Raw genomic sequence first — 20,476 nt, 5'->3', positions numbered from 1 at the left:
ACTCAAAAAGTACATTTTAAAACACTGAATAATAAATATTTACAATAAAAAAAACCGGACAAATTAAAAATCGGCCCGGTGTGTTTATAACAGGTGCGAAGCACCGAATTTTTTTGACTTTTTACGAACAAGCTATTTTATTCACTCTGTTTTGATGTCTACCTCCTTCAAAAGCTGTATTCAAGAACGTTTCAACAATTTCTACCGCCTGTGGAATAGAAGTAAACCTTGCCGGAATACTCACAATATTAGCATCATTGTGCAAACGGGTTAAATATGCTATTTCTTTGGTCCAGCATAAGCCTGCTCTCACTTTAGGATGTTTATTAACAGTCATTGCAATTCCGTTCCCGCTTCCGCAGATTACGATTCCAAAATCAGCTTTTCCCTCAGATACATCATTGGCAACCGGGTGTCCAAAATCAGGATAATCTACAGAAGCATCCGTATCTGTTCCGTAATTGGTTACTTCATAGCCTTTTGCCTCAAGCATAGCAACAATTGCTTTTTTATATTCTGGTCCTGCGTGATCGTTTCCTATCGAAATTTTCATTTTTTTATACTATTAAGTTGTGTACTGCAAATTTACTTAATAAATAGATGTTTGCCACGAATTACACTAATTTTCACAAATTTTTTTCCTTTTAAATACTATATAAACATTCCTATATAAATTAGTGTACATTCGTGCAATTCGTGGCAAAACACTTTATTTTACAACTATCTTACTGTCAAAACCTTATCAGTTATTAACAATTTTAATAAGTGTATAACTAGCTCACAATCAATGAAGAATAAGCAGAATATTTGTTAAAATTTTAAGGTGTTAATAGGAGTTTGTAATTGCTTGATATTCAATTAACTTTAAGTTAACAGAAAATGTTAATAAGTTCGAAAAGAAAATTAGAAGTTTTTTTTGGTTATTTCCGAAAAATACTTAATCCAAAACTGGAATTAAATATCCAAGAAAAGTTTCGTGAATTTTTGGAAAAGTTATCAATATCAAAAATACCATTTTCAACAACTATGAACATATCAACTTATCTACAAAATGAATTCAATTTTGGTTGTCAACCGTTGTTAATTAAAATACAAAAAGTCTTATAAATAAGCAATTTAACTAAAAATAACTATGTTGATAACTCAGAATAAATAAGTAAAACGAGATTTCAATGACTTCAAAAAAAAAATTATTCGACATATTAACAAGCTATAATAACAACCAAATTTTTTTAAATTTTTAAAAATCTTTTTTGTTGTATTTAATATATGTTGAAAACTAAAAAAGTTGAAATTGAAAAAATTTTATTTGAATTTGAGTTTTACTCTTTTTTGAGTTTGTTTTTGAAGTTTCGTTTCAGACGATTTTAAGCGGATTGTTGAGATTGTCCAAGATTTCCTGAACTTGCTCGAAGTCGTTTGGATGGACTTTGAGTTTGATTCCGCCCAGCGCATTGGAGTAAAAAGGCATAACGGAAAGCGTCATTTCGTTTTCGAAAAAATAAGGAATTCCTTCTTGTTCCAGTAAGTGTTTGAGAACCACTGTTTCGTGTTGATAATTGAATATGGCGATGGTTTGAAAGCTTTCCATAAAGGGTGTTTTTGTAAATGTACGAAAAGTTATAATTTTAATAATTCTATTTGTTAAAATCTGTAATCTGATTTCTTATTCGTAATTTTAAACCTTATAAGAGAAGATATATGAGTAAGAAAATTAGAAAGCCGATAAAAAAAGAGAAAGATTTCTCTGGGAAAATCCTGAAGATTTTATCGCAAAATGCTAATAAGCCATTCAATTACAAACAGATAGGAGCAAAGCTAGAACTTGACGATACAAAAAGCAGAAATCAGATTATAAAAGATCTGAAGATTCTGGCAGCTCAAAAAAAAATTATAGAAACAGAACCTGGAAAATATTTAGTAAAAGCAATTAGCCAGGATTACTACGAGGGAACAATAGATATGACGAGCAGAAAGACGGCATATTTTATTTGTGACGAATTTGAAGAAGATGTTTTTATTCCGACCAATAATTTGAATCGTGCATTAGACAAAGACAAAGTAAAAGTTTACGTTTATAACAGAAGAAAAGGAAAAAGACCTGAAGGTGAAGTAATTGAAGTTATAGAAAGAGATAAAACAGAGTTTGTAGGTGTAATTGATATGCAGCCAAATTTTGCTTTTGTTTCTACTGCAAACCCTAAAATGTATACCGATATTTTTATTCCAAAGGATAAAATTGGTGAAGCTGAAAACGGTGATGTAGTTTTAGTGAAGATTGAAGATTGGCCAAAAAGAGCTGATAGTCCTTTCGGAACCGTAATTCGAGTGCTTGGAAAACCTGGAGAACATAACACTGAGATTCATGCTATTTTGGCTGAATATGGTTTGCCAGCCGATTTTCCGGTAGAAGTGGAGGTCTTTGCACAAAAACTGGATACTTCAATTCAGGAATCTGAGATTGCAAAACGTCGTGATATGCGTGATACGCTTACGTTTACCATCGATCCAAAAGATGCAAAAGATTTTGATGATGCCTTGTCTTTCAAAAAGTTAGAAAATGGAAACTTCGAAATTGGAATTCATATTGCCGATGTTTCGTATTACTTGGAAGAAGGAACAATCCTAGATGATGAAGCATATCAAAGAGCCACTTCGGTTTATTTGGTAGATAGAGTAGTGCCAATGCTTCCAGAAGTGTTGTCTAACTTTGCCTGTTCGCTTCGTCCGAATGAAGAGAAATATACTTTCTCTGCCATATTTGAAGTTTCTCCAACAGCTCAGGTTATCAACCAATGGTTTGGTAGAACAGTAATTTATTCAGACCAGCGTTTTGCTTACGAAGAAGCGCAATATATCATTGAAACAAAAGATAATACAATTCCAGTTGATGTTTCTATTACTGGAGAATCTTATGTTGTTTCTGATGAAATTAGAGAAGCTACTTTGAAACTTGATGAATTGGCGAAGATTTTAAGAAAGAAAAGAATGCAGCAAGGTGCCATTTCTTTTGATAAAGTTGAAGTGAAATTTAATCTTAATGAAGAAGGAGAACCTGAAGGTGTATATTTTAAAATTTCAAAAGATGCCAATCATTTGATTGAAGAATTTATGCTTTTGGCTAACAGAAAAGTTGCAGAATATATTGGAAAACAGAAGAAAACCTTTGTTTACCGTATTCACGACGAACCAAACGAAGACAAGTTAATTGCAATGCAAACCGTAATTGCTAAGTTTGGTTATAAAATTGATTTTAGATCAAAAGGCGATATAGCCAAATCGATAAACGCTTTGATGGAGGAGGTAAGCGGTAAGAAAGAACAAAATCTTATTGATACTCTTGCCATTAGAAGTATGAGTAAAGCCAAATATTCGACAGATAATATTGGGCATTACGGTTTAGCTTTTGATTATTACAGCCATTTTACATCGCCAATTCGTCGTTATCCTGACGTAATGGTACACCGTTTGTTGCAATATTATCTGGATGGAGGAGCTTCAGTAGACGAAGAAACTTACGAAACCAAATGTCTGCACTGTTCAAACATGGAGAACTTAGCAACAAATGCTGAGCGCGACAGCATCAAATATATGCAGGTTAAATATATGCAGGATCATCAGGACGAAGAATTCCTTGGCGTTATTTCTGGTGTTACCGAATGGGGAATTTATGTTGAAATCGTTTCTAACAAATGCGAAGGAATGGTAAGAATCAGAGAAATAAAAGAGGATTACTATACCTTTGACGAAAGACAGTACGCTTTGGTTGGAGCTACTTCAAACCGCTTACTGCAATTAGGAGACGAAATTTATGTGAAAGTAAAAAATGCCGACTTAGTGAAAAAACAACTTGATTTTCATTTTTTAAGACGAGCACAATAAATATTAATTTAAAAATAAAAGTATGAAAAAGCTAATTATAGGAGCAGCAATTTTATTTGTACAAATGTCTTTTGGTCAGGTTACCAAAGAATTAGGTGATTTTGATACCGTAAAAGTGTTTGATAAATTAAGTGTAAAATTAGTTCAGTCATCTGAAAATAAAATTGTTATAAAAGGTACCAGAGAAGCAGAATTGGAAGCTGTGAATAAAAACGGTATTCTGAAACTAAGAATGCCTTTTCCAAAATTGCTGTCAGGAAATGATCTTGAAGTAACTTTGTATTACAAACATATTGAATTGATTGATGTTAATGAAGGAGCAGAAGTAAAAAGCAGCGAAGCCATCAAAGCAACTTCTTTTAAAGTGAGTGCTCAAGAAGGAGGTCTAATTAATGTTGATTTGGATGTTGATAAACTAAAAGTAAGTTCAGTTTCTGGAGGAAAAATTACATTGACAGGAAAAGCAGCAAATCAAGATGCAAGTTTAGGAGCTGGAGGATATTTACTAGCAAGCAAATTAGAAACGTCTCAGACTACTGTAAGCGTTTCTGCGGGCGGAAAAGCAGATGTTAATGCTTCAACCCTTGTCGATGCAAAAGTGAGCGCAGGAGGCTCTATTTATATTTATGGAAAACCAAAGCAAATAAACCAAAAAACAGTTTTTGGTGGTAAAATAGAAGAAGTAAAATAACAAGCCGTATTTTGATGATAAATGATATTCTGGCTGGACTTCCGTGGGGACTTGTTCTTAGCTTTATGGTAGGTCCAGTATTTTTTGTTTTATTAGAAACCAGCATTACAAAAGGATTTAGAGCTGCAATCGCTTTTGATTTTGGAGTAGTATTAGGTGACGTTTTTTTTATTGCTATTGCCTATCTAGGAAGTTATAGGCTGATTTCCAGTTTGAAAGACGATCCAGCACTTTTTATTTTTGGTGGAATAGTTATGCTTTCTTACGGTATTATTTCGTTTGTAAAGCTGAAGAAAGAAGAAAAAATAAACGATGAAGAAATTGATCGGGATATTCTGAAAAGAAACTATGGCAGTCTGTTTGTAAAAGGCTTTTTGCTGAACGTTATCAATATTGGCGTACTTGGCTTTTGGCTTGCTGTCATTATCTCTGTCGGACCAAAATTAGAAATGCAGACGCCTAGAATGATGACATTTTTTACTTCAGTAATTATCACTTACTTGTTAATTGATTGCGCTAAAATTTTATTAGCAAAACAATTGAAATCAAAAATGACGCCTACCAATATCCTTAAAATTAAAAAAGGAATTAGCGTAGTTTTAATGGTTTTCGGGTTTGCTTTAGTAATTCAAGGCTGGTTTCCAAAAGAGAAGGAAATGGTTAAAAATGCCTTTGAAAGAATAGAAACAAAGTAATTGTTAATAACACAAAAAGATAAAATTAAACCTCTGAATTTCAGAGGTTTTTTTGTGTTTATAAGTCATTTCGAGGAACGAAGCTGTCTTATTAGAACTTTGTCAAAGTTTCAAACTTTGACAAAGTTGGTTATTAACAAACCCGATAGGTTTTCTAAACCTGTTGGGTTTAGTTAAAGGTTTTGAAACATCATCCGGATTCGAACCAATATCTTTATTTAATTTTCGTAAAAATTAGACATAAAAAAAACCTTCAAATTGCTTTGAAGGTTTTTGAGGCATCATTCGGATTCGAAGCAATACATTTAATTAATTTTTCCTAAAAATTAAACATAAAAAAAAAAAGAGACACATTTCTGTATCTCTTTTTGAGGCATCGTCCGGATTCGAACCAATATCTTTAATTAATTTTTCCTAAAAATTAAACATAAAAAAAAGAGACACATTTCTGTATCTCTTTTTGAGGCATCGTCCGGATTCGAACCAATATCTTTAATTAATTTTTCCTAAAAATTAGACATAAAAAAAAGAGACACATTTCTGTATCTCTTTTTGAGGCATCGTCCGGATTCGAACCGGAGTAGGAGCTTTTGCAGAGCCCAGCCTAGCCGCTCGGCCACGACGCCATTACTTGAACGGTTGGCAAAAGTAACTAAAATCTTTAAATTTCAAAAGTTTCCAATAAACTATTTTAAAAAAATACAGATTTAATTGTGATCACTACTTTCTAATTTCCGTCATTTTTATAGTAACTGACTCAACATCACCACCAATAGGCGGATTTATTTTAGAAACCCAAACTGTCGTTTTTTCTACCGTTTCTATCTCTGCCAGTACTCTAAGATTGATTCTTTTGGCTACGTGTTCCAATAAATGTGAACGAATTGCCATTTCTTCCGCCACAATTTTGTTCAAATGAACATAGTCAACCGTGTCTAATAGATGATCTGTTTCTGCTGATTTCTGTAAATTGGTTTTGATTTTTAAATCCACAGTGTAATCCGATCCAATTTTTCCTTCTTCAATTAAACATCCGTGGTAAGAAAAAGTACGGATATTTTTCAGTTTTATAACTCCCATTTTTGTATTGTTTCTTGTTTCAAATTTCAGGTTTTACGCCAGTTAGATAACTTTAAATCTGAAAGCTGAAACCTTTTTTTTATCTTTGCTAAAATTACTATAAAATAATGGCATCAGAAGAGAAATCACTCAATTTTATTGAACAAATCATAGAGGAAGACGTAAAATCAGGTCTTTCAAATACTAAACTTCGCTTTCGTTTTCCACCAGAACCTAATGGCTATTTACACATTGGGCACGCGAGTTCTATTGCGTTAAATTTTGGTTTGGGAATTGATTATCAATCTCCTGTGAATTTACGTTTTGATGATACAAATCCTGAAAAAGAAGAGCAGGAATTTGTTGATGCTATTAAAAAAGATGTAGAATGGCTGGGTTACAAATGGGCTGAAGAATGTTATGCATCAGATTATTTCCAGCAATTATACGATTGGGCAGTTTTATTGATTAAAAAAGATAAAGCTTATGTTGACAGTCAGACTTCTGAGGAAATGGCAATCCAGAAAGGAACTCCAACAACTCCTGGAACCGATAGTCCATACAGAAATCGTTCTGTTGAAGAAAACTTAGATTTATTCGAAAGAATGAAAAACGGTGAATTTGAGGCTGGCACACATATTCTTCGTGCAAAAATTGACATGAAATCGACAAATATGTTGATGCGTGACCCTATCATGTACAGAATTTTACACAAACATCACCACAGAACAGGAGATGCTTGGAAAATCTATCCAATGTACGATTGGGCACACGGGCAAAGTGATTATTTGGAACAGATTTCTCACTCATTCTGTACACTGGAATTCTTGCCTCACCGTGAATTATACGACTGGTTTTTAGATCAGATTTTTGATGAAAATAAGCTGCGTCCAAAACAAAGAGAATTTGCCAGACGTAACTTATCACATACTGTTGTTAGTAAAAGAAAATTACAGCAACTAGTTAAAGAAAAGCACGTTAACGGTTGGGATGATCCAAGAATGTCAACTATTTCTGGGTTAAGAAGACGCGGTTATACAGCTGCTTCTTTGCGTAATTTTGCGAATACAATTGGTATTGCAAAGCGTGATAATTTGATCAATGTATCGGTTTTAGAATTCTGTATTCGTGAAGATTTGAACAAAATTGCACCACGTGTAATGGCTGTTTTAGATCCTGTAAAACTGGTAATTACAAACTATCCAGAAGGAAAAGAGGAGTGGTTGGAAGCTGAAAACAATCAGGAAGATGAAAGCGCTGGATTTAGAAAAGTGCCTTTTTCTCGTGAATTATATATTGAAAGAGAAGACTTTTTGGAAGAAGCTCCAGCTAAATTTTTCCGTTTGACTTTAGGAAAAGAGGTTCGTCTTAAAAATGCTTATATCATTAAAGGTGAATCAGTTGTAAAAGATGCTGACGGCAATATTACAGAAATTCATGTAACGTACGATACAGATTCTTTAAGCGGAAGCGGAACTGAAGCAAGTCAAAGAAAAGTATCTGGAACTCTGCATTGGGTTTCTATCAAACACGCTTTGGAAGCAGAAGTTCGTCTATACGATCGTTTGTTTACAGATGAAGCTCCAGACAGTTATAAAGAGAAAAATTTCTTAGATTTTGTCAATCCAAACTCGTTAGAAATTGTGACTGGATATGTTGAACCAAGTTTATCAACAGCTCAAAATGAAGATAAATTTCAGTTTCAGCGTTTAGGATATTTTACTGTTGATAAAGACTCAACTCCTTCAAAATTAGTATTTAACAAAACAGTAGGACTGAAAGATGCTTGGGAAGAAAAGGGTAAAAAGGAAGAAAATAGCATCAATAATTCTTTAAAAGAAATCAACAAATATTTTAAAGTTGAAACGAAAGCTGAAAGAATTGCAATTGAAAGTGCAATAGGGGAGAACATCAAAAACATCTCTAGTTTTTCACTTTTACAAAATTCTTTAAAGAAGAATATCAACAATAATAAGGCTTCGCTATTGTTTTCTCAGTTTATTTTGAAGTATTCAAACTGGAAATCAACCGATTTTGAAGAAGAAGATATTAAAAAATTATATTCAATGTCTCTAAAAAGTGAATCAACTTATGTGAGGTCAAAAGCACTTTTGAATTTAAGAGATATTGAAAGTGAAGATTTGAAAAATCAGTTTTCAGATGAAATTTTGAAATTATATTCAAATCCACCAAAAAATGCTTCTGAAAGAGAAATTGAAATTCTTTCTGAAATGGTAAAGAAGTAATATCAACTTAATTTATGAAAAGCGCTTTTATAAGCGCTTTTTTTTATTATATAGATTTACTATTAATACTTTAAAATTTATAAATTTTATAGATTAAAAGTGACTTTCATAAATTGATTTTAAGGTAAAATAAAAATTAGTTGGATAACCAATTCATTTTTTCTTTTTAGATTTATTTAAAGGCTTTATTTTAATTTTTTTCTTTTTCGAGCTGTAATTTTATTCTAAAATCTGTAATAATAAATTTAAACTATTATTTTTTATTTATTTAATTTAGTATAACTATTATTTATAAAATCTATTATTATTATGTTTTTAATTTATTTTATAGATAAAAAATGACTTTCATAAATTGCTTTAAATAGAAAATAAAAATTACTTGAATAGAGAAGGTCTTTTTTTTATTTTCATTCGACAGAACTCCTTATTTCGATTTTTTGCTTTTTTTACTTCAACTTTCTTTTCTAAATTTAAAAATTAAAGTTTTTTCTTAGTTTTTTGAATTTTAAGTACAATTTTATATTTATAAATTTAAATTATTGTTATTTTAAATTTTTAGTTTTTATTTATTATTTATTTAATTGATAGTAATTTTTAAAATAATAGTTTTTGTATATTAATTTTAACCTTCATAAATTGATTTTAAGACGTTTTTTAAAATGAACCGACAGATAACTCATTTTTTAAATTATTGTTTATTTAAGCGCTTTATTTGAGTTTTTACTGTCATTTTGGTCAGTTTAACGGCTTGTTAACACACAATTGTTTATAAAGTTGCTATTTTTAACTCAATACCAAAAGTCAGAGATGATTTTTGTAAAAAAATTAAAATTTGCCGTAAAGAATCTAAGTTGAAAATTTATTGTTTTTAAAAACTCGTAATTTTTATTACAATCTATTTTCAAAACTGATTTCTCAAAAAAGACAATTTTATGTTCTCATTTTTATTGTGATGTGATTTTGATAATAGCTCTCGTAAAAGATATTTTTCAAATTGGATCACAATGACAAAATTCCATAATGTTGAATTTGAGTGAAAGTTTAGTTTTTAAATTTCAATTCTGACAATTTTTAATTTAAATCTAATTTATCATGAAAATTTTATATTTCGCAGTAGCATTATTATTTGCAAACGTAGCAATTTCGCAAACACATCAAATTACAAAACACAATGGTGAACAGCTTGATGTAAATTTTATTAAAAACGAAAATGGTTTTGTTTATTATGTTTTGAACGGAAGTTCTGAAGAAATCAAAATCAGTAAATATGCAGTTTCATCTATTACAAATAAAGAAACAAAACAAACTCAAAAAGTTTCTGATAAAATAATAGTCGATTCAAAAGACGATTACAAAATGGTAACTGTTCTTCCGCAAGAAAAAACAATAGGGCTGAAACAAGCAGCTAGTTTTACAGGAGTCTCAACAAGGACAAAAGGTGAACCGCCAATTGCAAATCAGAACCAGACTGCTATGAGAATCAAATCTAAATCGGCTTCAAATGGTTATCCTTTTGTAAGCATTGTTGAAAAAGCAGATGGTAAATACGAAGCTGTGGCTTATGTGTATTAATAAGATTGTTAATTTTTTGTAAATTACAATTAGTCAAAGTTTTATCATTTTAAAAATGAGTATCTTTATTAATAATTTTAAATTGTAACTATCATGTCTAAGAATTTAAATACAGCTGCAGCAATTTTGGCAGCAGCAGCAGCAGGAGCTGCAATCGGAATTTTATTTGCACCTGATAAAGGATCTAAAACTCGAGCAAAACTTAAAGAAGGTTTAGATGATGCAAGACATAATTTGAAAGATTCATTTGATGCAAGTTCAGAAGTTTTGCGTGAAAAGTTTGCTCATGCAAAGAAAAATCTGGATGGAACATATGAAGATTTACTTTCGAATATGAGTTACAAAACTGAAGAAGTGATCACCTTTTTAGAAAGTAAACTTGCTGAACTTAAAGCGCACAACGCTAAACTTCAGAAATAATATTTTTATAAAGCACATTACTTGCTTATTTTTATAAGACAGTTTTGTGCTTTTTTATTTTAAAATAAATAATTTATGGCTTTTGAAGAATTAAAAGAAAACACTGAAAAAGTTCAAGATCAGGCTAAAGAATATATTGAGAGTCATTTAGCTTATTATAAACTTTGGGGTTTTAAGGTTGCAATGAAATCTACAACTTTGATCTTTAAGTTTACTTTGATTTTATTATGTTTCAGTATGGTTATGATTTTTGGATCTTTTGCCGCAGCTTATGCTTTTGGTTCTTTGTTTGAAAGTAATGCTCTCGGATTTTTGACAGTAGGAGGAATCTATTTGGTAATAACTATTTTACTTTTCTTCGTAAAAGATAAATTTGTGGAAGGACCAATCTTGGAGAAATTTTCAGAAATCTTTTTTAATGATTAATTATGGAAAGAAAAAAATACTCGTCGTATGCTGAGATTGAAAGAGATCTAGAAATTTTGAAACTGGAAAAAGAAATCAATTATCAAAAATTGGTTTTGAGTTTTCAGAAAACAAAAGAAAGTATTACTCCGCAGAACATTGTAAATGGTGTGATTTCATCTTACACCGATTACTTTTCAAATTCATATGTAAAAATTATTCAATCAATTTTACCTTATGTAATTGGTTGGTTTATAAATAGAAAAAGAGGCGATTAAGCCTCTTTTTTATTTTTAAATTATTGTTGAACATCTGATTGAATGTCATCTTCATAACCAGATTGTCTATGAGTCGGTTTTGGTTTTTCAATTTTTTTGTTTCCTTTTTTCATCATTTCGCCAACTTGATTAGAAGCCGTAAATGAAGCAACCATGTTGTTTAGCATATCGCTTCCGGCTTGTGGAGAGTTTGGAAGAAGAATTAAATTAGAATTGGTATCAGATCCGATAGATTGTAAAGTATCATAATGCTGGGTAACTACAATTAAGGCAGAAGCTTCTTGAGAATTGATTCCAACATTGTTCAAAACTTCAACACTTTCTACAAGACCTCTTGCAATTTCACGACGCTGGTCTGCAATACCTTGTCCTTGTAAACGTTTACTTTCTGCTTCAGCTTTGGCCTTTGCAACAATTCTAATTCTTGAACTTTCAGCTTCAAATTCTGCAGCAGTTTTTTCTCTATCAGCAGCGTTGATTCTATTCATTGCATTTTTTACCTGAATATCCGGATCAATATCAGTAACCAAAGTATTGATGATATCATATCCGTAAGTAGACATCGCTTCGTTCAATTCGCGTTTTACTGCAACTGCAATATCATCTTTTCTTTCAAAAACATCATCCAATTTTAGTTTCGGAACTTCTGCACGAACAACGTCAAAAACATATGAAGTGATTTGATCATGTGGATATTCTAGTTTATAAAATGCTTCGTAAACTTTGTCTTGAATTACTTTGAACTGAACCGAAACTTTCATTTTGATAAAAACGTTGTCTCTTGTTTTGGTTTCAATGATGACATCCAACTGCTGGATTTTAAGATTTACACGTCCGGCCAATCTATCTACCAACGGAATTTTAAGTTGTAATCCTGAATTTCTAACACTCTGAAATTTTCCAAATCGTTCGATAATAACAGACGATTGCTGTTTTACTGTAAAGAAAGACGACATGAAAATGAAGAATGCCAATACTAAAAAGATAATTAATGCTATACTCATGGTTATGTAATTTATGTTTATGATTTCGGTAAATTACGAAAATTCTTCTAAATTAAATTTTTTAAGCATTAAAAAAACGCTAAGAACATTTGTTGGATGTTTCTTAGCGTTTCTATTTTTAAATGAAATTTAATTACAAAGTTTCAATAGCTTTCTGAATTCTTGAGATAGTTTCTTCTTTCCCAATGATTTCAACAATGTCAAATAGGTGAGGACCCTTCAATGCTCCGACCAAACTTAAACGGAAAGGCTGCATTACTTTACCCATTCCGATTTCGTTTTTAGTTAACCAATCTTTTACAATTGCTTCAATATTTGCAGAAGTAAAATCTTCGATATTTTCTAGAACTGAAATTAGTTCTTGCATTAAAGCTGGAGTTTCTTCCTTCCAGTTTTTGCTTGCTTTTTCATCATACGATGTTGGCGCTTGGAAAAAGAAATCAGTCAGTTCCCAAAAATCTGAAACGAAATTTGCTCTTTCTTTAATAAGCGAAACAATACGAATTGTCACTTCGAGTGGAGTTGAGAAGCCTTTTTCCTCTAAAATAGGAGAGAAGCTCTTCGCTAAATCAGCATCATTTTGTTTTACTAAATATTGGTGGTTGAACCATTTGTTTTTCTCTGGATCAAATTTTGCTCCAGCTTTATGAACTCTGTTCAAGTCAAAAGCTTCTGCTAATTCTTCTAAAGAAAATAACTCTTTATCAGTTCCATCATTCCATCCAAGTAGAGCAAGGAAGTTAACAACCGCTTCTGGAAAAAATCCTTTTTCTCTATAACCAGATGAAACACCTTCTTCAGTTTTCCATTCTAAAGGAAATACCGGGAATCCCATTTTGTCTCCATCTCTTTTTGATAATTTACCATTTCCAACTGGTTTCAAAATCAAAGGCAAGTGTGCAAATTCTGGAGCTTCCCAACCAAATGCTTTGTATAGTAAAACGTGAAGTGGCATAGATGGCAACCATTCTTCACCACGAATTACGTGTGAAGTTTCCATTAAATGATCATCAACAATATTGGCTAAATGGTACGTCGGCATTCCATCACTTTTGAATAAAACTTTATCATCCAAAAGATTAGTTTCAAACTTCACATCTCCGCGAATAATATCTTTCAAATGTAAAGTTTCGTCAACCGGAGTTTTAAAACGGATCACATAATGTTCTCCATTTGCAATTCTCTTAGCAGTTTCTTCTGCAGAAATAACTAGAGAAGTATCCAATTTTTCACGATTGTGATGATTGTAAATAAATGTTTTTCCTTCAGCTTCGTGTTGTTTTCTATGTGCATCCAAAGCTTCTGGAGTATCAAAAGCATAATATGCCCAGCCAGAATTTATCAGCTGATCTGCATATTGCTGATATAAATCCTTACGTTCGCTTTGTCTGTATGGACCAAATTTTTCATTTTTTCCAACTGTTTCTTCAGGAGCAATTCCTAACCATTCAAGAGCTTCCATAATGTAAGCCTCTGCACCTGGAACAAAACGAGTCTGATCTGTATCTTCAATTCTCAGATAAAAAACACCGTTATGTTTTTTTGCAAATAAATAATTAAATAAGGCAGTACGAACTCCGCCAATATGTAACGGTCCAGTCGGACTTGGTGCAAAACGCACACGAACTTGCTTTGACATTTGTTTAAAATTTTGTTGCAAAGATACGATATTAGTCAAAAGCCTAAAGTCGAAAGTCTGAAAGGTTTTTGGCTGTGTGCTAAACTTTTGACTTTCGACTTTAGGCTTTCATACTTATTGTTATAATTACTACTTTTATAGGTTATAATTAAAACAGATTTATTTTGAAAACATCATCTGCAATATATCAAAAGTTAGAGGCTTTCATTAAGAAATATTATACCAATGAATTGATAAAAGGGATCTTGCTTTTTACTGGTTTTGGTTTATTATATTTTTTGTTTACGCTTTTTGTAGAGTACTTTCTATGGTTAAAACCATTGGGAAGAACATTTCTATTTTGGTTATTTGTAGGAGTTGAAGTTTTCCTTTTGGTTCGTTTGATTCTTTTTCCATTGTTTAAATTATTCAAACTTCAGAAAGGAATTGACTATACTCAAGCTTCTAAAATTATAGGAAATCATTTTACAGAAGTGAGTGATAAGCTGACAAACTTTTTGCAATTGTCTTCAGAAAATAATGCTGAAAGTTCTGAATTGGTTTTGGCTTCGATAGAACAGAAGGCAAATTCTTTACAGCCAATTCCGTTTGGAAATGCAATTAATTTTAAAGCAAATAAAAAGTATTTGCCATTAGCTTTAGTGCCAATTTTACTTTTTGCAGTGTTTTATATTTCTGGAAATAGCAATGTAATTTCTCAAAGTTTGAATAGGGTAGTGCATTTCAATTCTGCATTTTTGCCGCCAGCTCCTTTCAAATTTGTTGTTCTGAATTCTAAGTTGCAAGCAGAACAAAACAAAGACTTTGTCATTAAAATGGAATCTGTTGGAAACGTAGTTCCCGAAAATGTAATGATTCATATTGGTGATGAAAGCTATTTTATGGAATCTTCTCAACCTGGAAAGTTTGAATTTAAAGTAGAAAAACCAGTAGAGAATATTCAATTTTCTTTTGAAGGAAATACAGTTATTTCTGAAGAGTATGAGTTGAAAGTGATCACAGTTCCATCTATTGCAAACTTCGAAATGGTTTTAAATTTCCCTTCTTATTTAAAGAAAAAATCTGAGACAATTCAAGGAACAGGAAACGCAATTGTACCAGAAGGAACCACTGTAACTTGGAGAATGAACACCAAATCTACGCAAGAAGTGGTATGGAAAAGAGATAATGAAGTATTTAAGTTCAATAAGGCAGATAATGAGTTTAAATTGGCTAAAAATATTAGTCAAAACACAGAATATCAAATTCTTACGTCTAATGATAAAGTTAAAAACTACGAGAAATTGGACTATCAGCTGTCTGTAATCAAAGATCAGCATCCAAGCATTACCGTAGGCCCTGCACCAGATAGTTTGAAGCTAGATAAGAACTATATTCTAGGAAGATTGGGTGATGATTACGGACTTTCAAAATTACAAATTGTATACTACGAACGTAACAAACCTCAGTCTGCTAAACGTGGAAACATTCCTGTGAAAGCTGGAGTATTTGATCAGTTTGTTTTTAATTTTCCAAGTAACCTTCCAGTAGAAGAAGGGGTTTCATACGAGTACTATTTTGAGGTTTTTGATAATGATGCACCACATGGTTTTAAGAGTACAAAGTCTTCTACATTTTCAGATCGAGTTGCTACAACAGATGAGATTCAAGATCAAGAATTGCAACAGCAAAATCAAAACATCAATAGTTTATCTAAATCATTAAAGAATCAAACTAAGCAGATTTCAGAAATGGATAAGCTTCAAAATACAGGAAAAGAAAAAGATAATTTAGAGTTTAAAGATCAGCAGAAGATCAATGATTTTATCAAACGTCAGAAACAGCAAGACGAGATGATGAAACAGTTTTCCGAAAAAATGAATCAGAATTTGGATAAGTTTAAAGATGATAAGAAAGATAAAACTGCCGAAGATTTACAAAAGCGTTTAGATAATGCTCAGAAAGATTTAGAAAAGAATCAGAAATTATTAGACGAATTAAAGAACTTGAATGATAAATTGAACAGTGAAGAATTGTTCGATAAGATGGAAAAGTTCAAACAAATCAGTAAAAACCAATCTCGTAATTTAGAACAATTGGTTGAATTAACCAAGCGTTTTTATGTTTCAAAGAAGGCAGAGCAGGTCGCTGAGAAACTAAACAAACTGTCAGAACAACAGGAACAGTTATCAAATAAAGAGAAAGAAAATACAAAAGAGAAGCAGGATGAAATCAATAAATCTTTTGATAAGATTCAGGAAGATTTAAAAGATTTGAAAGAAGAGAACAAAACTTTAAAGAAACCTTTGGACATTCCATCAGATGCTTCTAAAGAAAAAGATGTAGACAATGATCTTAATAAAGCTTCTGAAGAATTGAGTAAAAAAAATACTTCTGGAGCTAAGCCAAAACAGAAAAGTGCTGCAAAGAAAATGAAGTCTATGGCTCAGGAAATGCAGAGCGAAATGGAAGGGGGAGAGCAGGAGCAATTAGAAGAAGATGTAGCAATGCTTCGTCAGATTCTAGATAACCTTTTGGCTTATTCTTTATCGCAGGAAGATGTAATGAAACAGTTTAAAGCTATGAAATTAGGTTCTTCTACATTCACAAAAAACATTAAGATTCAACAGAATTTGAAACAGCAATTCAGACACGTCGATGATAGTTTGTTTGCACTTTCGTTACGTAATCCAAAGGTAGCTGAAGATGTAACTAAAGAAATTGGAAACGTGCAATACAATATGGACAAGGCGATAGAAACCTTAACAGATGTTCAAATTCCAAGAGGAGTCTCACACCAGCAATACGCAGTTTCATCTGCCAATAAGTTAGCCGATTTCTTAAGTGATTTATTGAATAATATGCAGATGTCTATGCCTAAGCCAGGCGCAGGAAAACCAAAACCTGGAGATGGACAGGGAATGCAATTGCCAGATATTATTCAGAAACAAAAAGGCCTTGCTGATAAGATGAAAGATGGAATGAAATCAGGACAGCAACAAGGTGATAAACCTGGTGAAGTAAAAGATGGGAAGTCTGGTCAAGGACAAAACGGTCAGGGTAAAGATGGACAAAGTAAGGAAGGCCAAGGAAACAAAAGTGGAGATAAAGGCACTTCTAGTAAAGATGGAAAGAATGGAAAAGGAGAAAAAAATGGAAATGAAGGAGAGGATGGTGAAGGTGATGCAGAAGCTATAATGGAGATTTACAAAGAGCAAGTTAAACTTAGAGAAGCACTGCAAAAAGAATTAGCAAAGAAAGGTTTAGATGCGCAAGGCAGATCTGTAATAGACCAGATGAAGCAATCTGAAAAGCAGATTTTGAATAAAGGATTTAAGAATGAAAACCTGCAACGTATTTTAAATATCCAGCAAGAATTATGGAAACTAAACAATGCAGTTCAGCAGCAAGGGCAAGATACACAAAGGCAATCTGAAACCAATAAGGCTGAATTTACTAATCGTTCGAATGCTTTACCAAGTTCATTGCTGGAATATTTAAACAGTGTGGAGATATTAAACAGACAATCACTACCTTTGCGCTCGAATTTTAATCAAAAAGTTCAAGAATACTTTAAAACAAAATGATAAATTTTAATTACGAAACAGATTTTACTTTAGGAGACGAGAAAGCATTTAGCGATTGGCTTAGTGCTGTCATTGTTTCTGAAAACAAGAATGAAGGCGAAATCAATTATATATTCTGTGATGATGATTATCTGCATAAAATTAATGTAGAATATTTAGATCATGATACATTAACAGATATCATTAGTTTTGATTATACAGTTGGTAACGAGTTAAATGGAGATATTTTTGTTTCTGTAGAACGTGTTGCAGACAATGCTAAAGACTTTAATGTTTCATTTGCTGAAGAACTAAAAAGAGTTCTATCTCATGGTATACTTCACTACTGTGGTTACAAAGATAAATCTGATAAGGATGCTCAATTGATGAGAGCAAAGGAAGAAGAGAAGATGAAGATGTTTCACGTGGAACAGTAGTTAAATTTCTTTTTAAGATTATATAGTGTTCCACGTGAAACGTTTCATAGTACTTATTTTTATATATGTTTCACGTGAAACATATTTGGTGTAAAGAAAAGTTTTTATAATAGTGTTTCACGTGGAACGATTTTATTAGAATGTGTTTTTTATAAGTTTTGTGTTCCACGTGAAACACAAAGATTGAAAGTTCTAGTTTGAAAGTTCTAGTTTGAAAGTTCTAGTTTGAAAGTTCTAGTTTGAAAGTTCTAATTTGAAAGTTCTAATTTGAAAGTTCTAATTTGAAAGTTCTAATTTGAAAGTTCTAATTTGAAAGTTCTAATTTGAAAGTTCTAATTTGAAAGTTCTAATTTGAAAGTTTTGATTTGAAAGATTAGAGAGTTCCACGTGGAACTTTTGTTTTGAAATTTGAAGATTCCGATTTGAACTGAAATTTTGAAGCCTGAAACTTGAAACGTGAAACTTGAAACAAAAAAAGAATACACGTTCCACGTGGAACAAGAAAAATATAAATGTAATTCTAGAAACCGCGTTAGCGGTTTTTAGAGAATAATAAAACAAAATGTTTTTAGAAGAATACGATGTTATTGTGGTTGGTGCAGGCCATGCTGGTTCTGAAGCTGCGGGAGCGGCTGCAAATTTGGGATCAAAAACTTTATTGGTTACAATGAGTTTGCAAAACATAGCACAGATGTCCTGCAATCCTGCAATGGGTGGAATTGCAAAAGGACAGATCGTTCGCGAAATTGATGCACTTGGTGGATACTCAGGAATCGTTTCAGATCGAACTGCAATTCAATTCAAAATGTTGAATAAATCAAAAGGGCCTGCAATGTGGTCTCCAAGAGTTCAAAGTGATAGAATGCGTTTTGCAGAAGAATGGAGAATGATGTTGGAGAAAACTCCAAATCTTGATTTTTATCAAGAAATGGTAAAAGGGTTAATTATTGAAGGCGGAAAGATAAAAGGAATTAGAACTTCACTTGGTGTGGAGATTCGTTCCAAATCTGTTGTTTTGACAAATGGTACTTTTTTGAATGGTTTAATTCATATCGGAGAAAAACAGTTCGGTGGAGGTAGAGCTGGAGAAAGTGCTGCAACCGGAATTACCGAAGATCTGATTAAAGCAGGTTTTGAAGCTGGAAGAATGAAAACAGGAACTCCACCTCGTGTAGATGGACGTTCTTTGGATTATTCTAAAATGAACGAAGAAAAAGGAGATGCAAAGCCAGATAAGTTTTCTTATTCAGATGTGACTTCTCCGTTAAAGCATCAGCGTTCCTGCTATATGACGTATACGTCTTTGAACGTTCATGATATTTTGAGAGAAGGTTTTGATCGTTCTCCAATGTTCAACGGAAGAATCAAAAGTTTAGGACCAAGATATTGTCCATCTATTGAAGATAAAATTAATCGTTTTGCAGATAAAGAACGTCATCAATTATTTGTGGAGCCAGAAGGATGGAATACTTGCGAAGTTTACGTAAACGGATTTTCAACTTCTCTTCCAGAAGATATTCAATTTAAAGCGCTTCGTTCTGTCGCAGGTTTTGAGAATGTAAAATTTTTTAGACCTGGTTATGCTATAGAATATGATTTCTTTCCACCGACACAATTGAAACATACTTTGGAAACAAAATTAGTTGAAGGTTTGTATTTTGCTGGACAGATTAACGGAACAACTGGATATGAAGAAGCAGCTTCTCAAGGTTTGATGGCAGGAATTAATGCGCACTTGAAAGTACACGAAAAAGATCCATTGATTTTAAAACGTGATGAAGCTTATATTGGAGTTTTAATTGATGACTTGATTACGAAGGGAACGGAAGAACCATATCGTATGTTTACATCGAGAGCAGAATATAGAACATTGTTGCGACAAGATAATGCCGATTTCAGATTGACCCCAATGTCATACGAAATTGGTTTAGCTTCTGAAGATCGTTTGCGAAGAATGGAAAAGAAAATGAATGAGTCTGAAAAGATGGTTCAGTTCTTCAAAGAAACAAGCGTTACAATTGCAGAAACAAATCCGATTTTGGAAGCGAAAGAATCTGCACCAATATCGCAAGGTGATAAAATGTTCAAGATTTTTTCTCGTCCGCAAATTGAATTAGAGGATATGTTGAAATTTGATAAAGTTTCGACTTACATCGAAGAAAACAATCTAGACGAAGAAATTGTTGAGCAAGCCGTGATTCAGGTGAAATATTCTGGATATATTGAGAAAGAAAGAAATAATGCTGATAAATTAAATCGTTTGGAAGAAGTAAAAATTCCAGACAATTTCGATTATAGCAAAATTAAATCGATGTCAATTGAAGCCAAACAAAAATTAAGCAAGATTCGTCCTGTAACCATTTCTCAAGCTTCAAGAATAAGCGGAGTATCGCCAAGCGATATTTCTGTGCTTTTGATTTATATGGGAAGGTAAGTAATCGTAGAATTTAGATTGTAGATTTCAGATTATTGTAATATTTTGAAAATTGACTTGTTCCACGTGAAACTATTTTTTGATTTTTATTTTCGAAATACAATATAAATCTAAAATCTAAAGTCAGAAAACTAAAATTGTTGCTGTTCCACGTGAAACCTTTTGCTAG

At 32.2% G+C, this 20,476-nt stretch carries 16 protein-coding genes and 1 tRNA gene; 11 read left to right on the top strand and 6 right to left on the bottom strand.

Annotation, left to right across the window (positions count from 1 at the left end; translation table 11 throughout):
- Window positions 1–121: 121 nt before the first annotated feature.
- A complete protein-coding gene (rpiB, locus tag N4T20_RS04815) occupies window positions 122–553 on the bottom strand; it encodes a ribose 5-phosphate isomerase B (protein ID WP_073415144.1) in 432 nt (143 codons plus the stop codon).
- Between the two features lie 804 nt (window positions 554–1,357).
- Window positions 1,358–1,591 (bottom strand): DUF2007 domain-containing protein, encoded by a 234-nt coding sequence (locus N4T20_RS04810; protein WP_260671964.1) that lies wholly within the window; start codon window positions 1,589–1,591, stop codon window positions 1,358–1,360.
- Between the two features lie 110 nt (window positions 1,592–1,701).
- Between N4T20_RS04810 and rnr the strand changes: the two genes are divergently transcribed.
- From rnr to N4T20_RS04795, 3 genes are read left to right on the top strand one after another with little or no spacing between them, the layout of a single operon-like run.
- Complete coding sequence (gene rnr / locus N4T20_RS04805) at window positions 1,702–3,882, top strand: ribonuclease R (RefSeq protein ID WP_260671963.1); 2,181 nt, start codon at window positions 1,702–1,704, stop codon at window positions 3,880–3,882.
- Window positions 3,883–3,904: 22 nt separating this feature from the next.
- Window positions 3,905–4,573, top strand: coding sequence for a head GIN domain-containing protein (locus N4T20_RS04800; RefSeq protein ID WP_260671962.1), 669 nt, complete (start codon window positions 3,905–3,907; stop codon window positions 4,571–4,573).
- 14 nt (window positions 4,574–4,587) lie between these two features.
- Window positions 4,588–5,268 carry a LysE family translocator gene (locus N4T20_RS04795; RefSeq protein ID WP_260671961.1) on the top strand — a complete coding sequence of 227 codons (681 nt, stop codon included), beginning with the start codon at window positions 4,588–4,590 and terminating at the stop codon, window positions 5,266–5,268.
- Between the two features lie 555 nt (window positions 5,269–5,823).
- Here N4T20_RS04795 and N4T20_RS04790 read toward each other — a convergent pair.
- Together N4T20_RS04790 and folB are read right to left on the bottom strand one after the other, a co-directional pair.
- A tRNA-Cys gene (locus tag N4T20_RS04790) sits at window positions 5,824–5,894 on the bottom strand.
- Window positions 5,895–5,988: 94 nt separating this feature from the next.
- On the bottom strand, window positions 5,989–6,348 hold the full coding sequence (folB, locus tag N4T20_RS04785; protein WP_260671960.1) for a dihydroneopterin aldolase: 360 nt from the start codon (window positions 6,346–6,348) through the stop codon (window positions 5,989–5,991).
- Between the two features lie 107 nt (window positions 6,349–6,455).
- On the opposite strand from folB, the gene N4T20_RS04780 reads away from it, so the two are divergent.
- The 5 genes from N4T20_RS04780 to N4T20_RS04760 all read left to right on the top strand — a co-directional run bounded on the left by N4T20_RS04780 (window position 6,456) and on the right by N4T20_RS04760 (window position 11,248).
- A complete protein-coding gene (locus N4T20_RS04780; protein WP_260671959.1) occupies window positions 6,456–8,573 on the top strand; it encodes a glutamine--tRNA ligase/YqeY domain fusion protein in 2,118 nt (705 codons plus the stop codon).
- A gap of 1,092 nt (window positions 8,574–9,665) precedes the next feature.
- The gene (locus N4T20_RS04775) at window positions 9,666–10,145 is read left to right on the top strand and encodes a hypothetical protein (protein WP_260671958.1); all 480 of its coding nucleotides are present in this window, start codon (window positions 9,666–9,668) and stop codon (window positions 10,143–10,145) included.
- Between the two features lie 93 nt (window positions 10,146–10,238).
- Entirely contained in the window at window positions 10,239–10,565 is a 327-nt protein-coding gene (locus N4T20_RS04770) for a YtxH domain-containing protein (RefSeq protein WP_260671957.1), read from the top strand.
- Window positions 10,566–10,640: 75 nt separating this feature from the next.
- The gene (locus N4T20_RS04765; RefSeq protein WP_260671956.1) at window positions 10,641–10,991 is read left to right on the top strand and encodes a competence protein; all 351 of its coding nucleotides are present in this window, start codon (window positions 10,641–10,643) and stop codon (window positions 10,989–10,991) included.
- A 2-nt stretch (window positions 10,992–10,993) separates the two neighbouring features.
- Window positions 10,994–11,248 (top strand): DUF6327 family protein, encoded by a 255-nt coding sequence (locus tag N4T20_RS04760; protein WP_260671955.1) that lies wholly within the window; start codon window positions 10,994–10,996, stop codon window positions 11,246–11,248.
- 20 nt (window positions 11,249–11,268) lie between these two features.
- On the opposite strand, the gene N4T20_RS04755 is transcribed toward N4T20_RS04760, so the two are convergent.
- Both N4T20_RS04755 and gltX read right to left on the bottom strand, forming a co-directional pair.
- On the bottom strand, window positions 11,269–12,252 hold the full coding sequence (locus tag N4T20_RS04755) for an SPFH domain-containing protein (protein ID WP_260671954.1): 984 nt from the start codon (window positions 12,250–12,252) through the stop codon (window positions 11,269–11,271).
- Window positions 12,253–12,385: 133 nt separating this feature from the next.
- Window positions 12,386–13,891, bottom strand: a complete 1,506-nt coding sequence (gene gltX / locus N4T20_RS04750) for a glutamate--tRNA ligase (RefSeq protein WP_260671953.1) — start codon at window positions 13,889–13,891, stop codon at window positions 12,386–12,388.
- Between the two features lie 164 nt (window positions 13,892–14,055).
- Here gltX and N4T20_RS04745 point away from each other — a divergent pair, with 164 nt between their 5' ends.
- The 3 genes from N4T20_RS04745 (at window position 14,056) to mnmG (ending at window position 20,307) form a co-directional block, all read left to right on the top strand.
- On the top strand, window positions 14,056–17,457 hold the full coding sequence (locus N4T20_RS04745) for a DUF4175 family protein (protein WP_260671952.1): 3,402 nt from the start codon (window positions 14,056–14,058) through the stop codon (window positions 17,455–17,457).
- The gene (gene ybeY / locus N4T20_RS04740) at window positions 17,454–17,873 is read left to right on the top strand and encodes an rRNA maturation RNase YbeY (protein ID WP_260671951.1); all 420 of its coding nucleotides are present in this window, start codon (window positions 17,454–17,456) and stop codon (window positions 17,871–17,873) included. Before N4T20_RS04745 ends, ybeY begins: the two co-directional genes overlap by 4 nt.
- Before the next feature lie 562 nt (window positions 17,874–18,435).
- Window positions 18,436–20,307 carry a tRNA uridine-5-carboxymethylaminomethyl(34) synthesis enzyme MnmG gene (gene mnmG / locus N4T20_RS04735; protein WP_260671950.1) on the top strand — a complete coding sequence of 624 codons (1,872 nt, stop codon included), beginning with the start codon at window positions 18,436–18,438 and terminating at the stop codon, window positions 20,305–20,307.
- The last annotated feature ends 169 nt before the right edge of the window (window positions 20,308–20,476 follow it).

Source organism: Flavobacterium sp. TR2 (assembly GCF_025252405.1).
In the GTDB taxonomy this organism is placed as follows: Bacteria; Bacteroidota; Bacteroidia; order Flavobacteriales; family Flavobacteriaceae; genus Flavobacterium.
The sequence above is the reverse complement of the archived record's forward strand: the minus strand, read 5'-3'. Positions and strand labels throughout refer to the sequence as shown.

Bases quoted from the DNA above. Each gene is read 5' to 3' on its own strand.
- rpiB (WP_073415144.1), bottom strand. From the start codon at position 553: ATGAAAATTTCGATAGGAAACGATCACGCAGGACCAGAATATAAAAAA.
- N4T20_RS04810 (WP_260671964.1), bottom strand. From the start codon at position 1,591: ATGGAAAGCTTTCAAACCATCGCCATATTCAATTATCAACACGAAACA.
- rnr (WP_260671963.1), top strand. From the start codon at position 1,702: ATGAGTAAGAAAATTAGAAAGCCGATAAAAAAAGAGAAAGATTTCTCT.
- N4T20_RS04800 (WP_260671962.1), top strand. From the start codon at position 3,905: ATGAAAAAGCTAATTATAGGAGCAGCAATTTTATTTGTACAAATGTCT.
- N4T20_RS04795 (WP_260671961.1), top strand. From the start codon at position 4,588: ATGATAAATGATATTCTGGCTGGACTTCCGTGGGGACTTGTTCTTAGC.
- folB (WP_260671960.1), bottom strand. From the start codon at position 6,348: ATGGGAGTTATAAAACTGAAAAATATCCGTACTTTTTCTTACCACGGA.
- N4T20_RS04780 (WP_260671959.1), top strand. From the start codon at position 6,456: ATGGCATCAGAAGAGAAATCACTCAATTTTATTGAACAAATCATAGAG.
- N4T20_RS04775 (WP_260671958.1), top strand. From the start codon at position 9,666: ATGAAAATTTTATATTTCGCAGTAGCATTATTATTTGCAAACGTAGCA.
- N4T20_RS04770 (WP_260671957.1), top strand. From the start codon at position 10,239: ATGTCTAAGAATTTAAATACAGCTGCAGCAATTTTGGCAGCAGCAGCA.
- N4T20_RS04765 (WP_260671956.1), top strand. From the start codon at position 10,641: ATGGCTTTTGAAGAATTAAAAGAAAACACTGAAAAAGTTCAAGATCAG.
- N4T20_RS04760 (WP_260671955.1), top strand. From the start codon at position 10,994: ATGGAAAGAAAAAAATACTCGTCGTATGCTGAGATTGAAAGAGATCTA.
- N4T20_RS04755 (WP_260671954.1), bottom strand. From the start codon at position 12,252: ATGAGTATAGCATTAATTATCTTTTTAGTATTGGCATTCTTCATTTTC.
- gltX (WP_260671953.1), bottom strand. From the start codon at position 13,891: ATGTCAAAGCAAGTTCGTGTGCGTTTTGCACCAAGTCCGACTGGACCG.
- ybeY (WP_260671951.1), top strand. From the start codon at position 17,454: ATGATAAATTTTAATTACGAAACAGATTTTACTTTAGGAGACGAGAAA.
- mnmG (WP_260671950.1), top strand. From the start codon at position 18,436: ATGTTTTTAGAAGAATACGATGTTATTGTGGTTGGTGCAGGCCATGCT.